Annotated in this window: 5 protein-coding genes; all 5 read right to left on the bottom strand. The window is 52.9% G+C overall.

Annotated features, from left to right (window positions below; translation table 11 throughout):
- The coding region (locus JWR61_RS28025) for a hypothetical protein (protein ID WP_301930949.1) at positions 1-612 on the bottom strand (612 nt) is incomplete at its 3' end.
- A 768-nt stretch (positions 613-1,380) separates the two neighbouring features.
- Positions 1,381-1,845: a hypothetical protein gene (locus JWR61_RS28020; protein ID WP_301930948.1), complete on the bottom strand. Its 465-nt coding sequence runs from the start codon at positions 1,843-1,845 to the stop codon at positions 1,381-1,383.
- Complete coding sequence (locus JWR61_RS28015; RefSeq protein WP_301930947.1) at positions 1,832-2,287, bottom strand: hypothetical protein; 456 nt, start codon at positions 2,285-2,287, stop codon at positions 1,832-1,834. Before JWR61_RS28015 ends, JWR61_RS28020 begins: the two co-directional genes overlap by 14 nt.
- Positions 2,288-2,305: 18 nt before the next feature.
- On the bottom strand, positions 2,306-2,812 hold the full coding sequence (locus JWR61_RS28010; RefSeq protein ID WP_301930946.1) for a crossover junction endodeoxyribonuclease RuvC: 507 nt from the start codon (positions 2,810-2,812) through the stop codon (positions 2,306-2,308).
- A gap of 5 nt (positions 2,813-2,817) precedes the next feature.
- A partial coding sequence (locus JWR61_RS28005) for a hypothetical protein (RefSeq protein WP_301930945.1) occupies positions 2,818-3,448 on the bottom strand: 631 nt, incomplete at its 5' end.

The following is a 3,448-nucleotide window of genomic DNA, read 5'->3' as shown; positions in this document are numbered from 1 at the left end:
GGCATGATCAGCATTGTCCCATTCGACTACACGGCCCGAAGCCCTGAGAAGGTCCGCAGTACGGCCTACGATGGACTCCCACTTGTCTCGTTCGACAAGCTCTTTGACTGACTGCATGAACATCTGGAACTGAACACGGAGTTCGTCCAGCGCTTCACCTTGGTGAGCATTCTGAAGCTTATCTCTCAACTCGATAATCTTCACCGCGTCCTTCGGCTCCACCATCACGTCATTACGAATCAAGGCGTCGTACGCCTTCTGCATGGCTACCTCTAGGTAGCCTGCCTGTGTGACGATACGGGTCTTGCCCTCTTCGAAGTTGCGCTGGGCCTTCGCTGCCTCAATCTCGATGACCTCACGGATGGCAGCCTCTTCATATCCCAAGTGCTCGTTCTTGTGATTGGCAATGGAACGACGAGGGATCTGCGCATGGGCGAACTGACGTTCGATCTCCTTGTAGGAAAGACCGGCCACAAGCATTTGATCTACAAGGTGACGCTGAGGTGATTGACAAACCTTGCAACGCGGCTCCACGATCTGCGGAATGACGTTCTTGCCACGTGGAGCCACCGAACGTCCAGCGGGAGAAGCGTTGTTATCAAACTTGGGCACGACAATCCTTACAAACGTAATCGAAGGGTGGGATGTACTTCTCTTGAGCGCAGGATGGGCATTCCAACATCATCGCCCAGGGGCTTGACGAGTCATTCTCCTTCAAGAACTCAATGAGTGCTATCTCTTCTCGACTCTCAATCGGCTCCCATCTAGCTGGAGCATGAGGTCGATCCCGCAGCTTTTCGGCCTGGCGGATCATCAGCCTAACGTCTGCTTCGGTCAAAGGAGCGCTACTGCACGGCTTGTCAAAGTTAAAGCTACTGGCGTCTACGCCGTCATTAACTACACCCATCACGACACTCCCAGCAGAGGTAGTCATCCGGGAGCATCAGTTCCTTCTTCTCACACTCCGGGCACTCGCGCTCCGCGCCCACGGTATCGAGACAATGACTGAGGATGGTCTTTGCCTTCTCCTCTTCGGTAAGGGGACCGTGAATAGCGGGGTGGAGATTGCCGCCTACATACTTACTATCGAATAACTCGATACCTAATTGTTGAGGCGAACTACGATATGGAGTGTATTCAGAGCCTAGTCCAGCCCTCCCTTGCTTCAGCATATCTATTACCTGTCAGTTTAAGTTGACAATCAGGTGTTCTTGCGCTGATCCATCTTCGACCCGGCACCTGTTGGCATATTGGTGGTGTTGAATCCGTAGACACGTTGCATGTCTACTCCGCAATCGCGACAGCCTATAGGAGCGGCTGATACCGTCTCCTTGACTACTCTACATACTGGGCACTTGTATTCATACATGTTCAAGGCAATTACCTATACCAGGAGGCCCCATTGCGAGACCTCTGTTCTTTGCTGTTAACCTTACGCCCTTGGGGATGAGTTCTGTTGTAAATTCCAGCTACAATGCTGGGGTCTGGAGTCCCGTTGGTCGGGAAGATCTCCCTACGACGGCGGCTCTGCAAGTGTTCCTCGAAGAGAATCGGGGCTTCACCACCGATGCCTCGGGCTTCACCTTCGCCCTGGAACCAATGATGATCCTTCTCACAGACGTACTCCGGGAACTCAAGATGTAGTTCATTGCCTGCCTTGTCGGTCACACCTTCAGCTAGGGTCTTGACCTTACCGGTCAACACCCCACGGGCTCCACACGTCCGACACATCTCGGCTCGGGCGTCCTCTCGAAGCCACGCATCAGCCATAAGCTCCATCTGACGATTAGTGTACTCCCTACCCTCCTCGAACTCAGGAGTCTCCTCTTCCTCACGCTTCCACATGTTCGGGTTCTTGCTCCAATTCCTCAAATTTAGGTTTGGTGACGAGCAAGCCATTGTGGATTTCAGGGGAAGGAGCGAAATACCGCTCGCTTAACTGTAACATCGCTTGCTCCACATACTGTCCCACCGAGACAGTTGTGATATTCATTCGTTTGGCAACATCACGTTGCTTCTGGTCAAGGATGACGTTATACCAAACAGCCTCACGCTTCCTGGGACTGAGATCCTTTAGTCCGTTGAACAAGTCCCAGAAACTAATGGTGACGGCGATCTTATCCTTGATCGTCACTCCATCATCTTCATACAAGAAGTATCCGTGTTCAATGACGTGGTTACCTGTCGAGCCTACATACTCACGGAACTCAAGGTAATGCCTAAAAACCTCGCGAAGGATGCGATGTTGAGGGACCTCTTCCGTGGGTCGGTTCTTAGCTTGGGCCATTAACAGTAACTATAGCACTTAGGGTGTACGTAAATCATACCCTAAATGAGTTAAGCCAATTGCAATAGCGTCAGACTCGTCCGCTACCAACTGGTACTTCTTAGGTAGAAGCTCGGGGAAGACTTGTAGTACGCCATTGCGTACACCCACCTTCGTAGCCTTCTTCGTTCCGCCAATGCGTGTCTTCACAGTAAGGGCAGAGACCTGCATGACAGGAATCTCCAAGGCATAGGCAGTGCCTTGGACTGCGCCGAGCGCAGCGTGAGCCAGGAAGATCTGCGCGGAGTTGTTGAACCCCTTGACAGGCAGAATCTCGTTGATCAGGATGTCAGGCGCGTGGAAGCCGAAGCAGATCTCGGCGTTCTCCGTGTACTCCTTGACGAGCCTTAGACGGTAGTCCTGATAAGTGTCTGCCCCGCGCACGCATTCCCATTTGGTGGAATACACATACTCCGTAGCGCCGGTCAGCTTGTCGTAATCTAATACCGCGATGCCCATTCGATCCGCACCGGGATCGATGGACACTACCCTCACAACTTAGGACCAGTGAGGGGTAGATTAACCTCATAGTCCTCTGGTGGTCTTTCGCCTGCTTCTAAGCAGGACCCGACGAGCTTCCACTTGCCATAGATCGCGTCGATGAGCGGTTGGTTCCGCTCAAAGTTATACTCCTTGAAATCATGGGGCGAGTCTTTGGACACGCACAAGATGATGGCCTGCTCAAGGTCAAACCAGTCCATATAGATGTTGATCTGAGCCTCGTACTTCGCGGCACACCAACTAGGTAGACCCATTTGCTTGTAGTCATGGGCGCCCATGGTCTTGATGTCCACCAAGTAGTCCCCGTGGACCGGGATCCGGCATGGGGCAATGTCGGCTGAGCCGGTAGCCCAGTGATAGGGCTTATAGAAGAACTGTGTGCTCGCGCCAACACGCGTAGGCGCCGCACGTTGATCCATCTCACCCCACCCGGTCTTACCACGCACCTCTACATCATCCCAGGTGGCGAATCCCAGCTTCTCGACTACGATCCATTGGATGTAGGCGTGCCAGAAGTGGCCTACCTGGAAGGCCTTCATCAACGAGGTGGACGGTTTCTTTCCTTCCTCGCCTGCCATAACAGCCACAGCTTTGTCATAAAGGGAAGCACAAGTAGGTAAA

The sequence above is a fragment of the Ferruginibacter sp. genome (assembly GCF_028288465.1).
Lineage (GTDB): Bacteria > Bacteroidota > Bacteroidia > Chitinophagales > Chitinophagaceae > Ferruginibacter.
Note: the sequence above shows the minus strand (reverse complement) of the source record. Positions and strands in the feature narration are given on the sequence as shown.

Coding starts and splice junctions, on each gene's coding strand:
- JWR61_RS28015 (WP_301930947.1), bottom strand. CDS start 2,287: ATGGCCCAAGCTAAGAACCGACCCACGGAAGAGGTCCCTCAACATCGC.
- JWR61_RS28020 (WP_301930948.1), bottom strand. CDS start 1,845: ATGTGGAAGCGTGAGGAAGAGGAGACTCCTGAGTTCGAGGAGGGTAGG.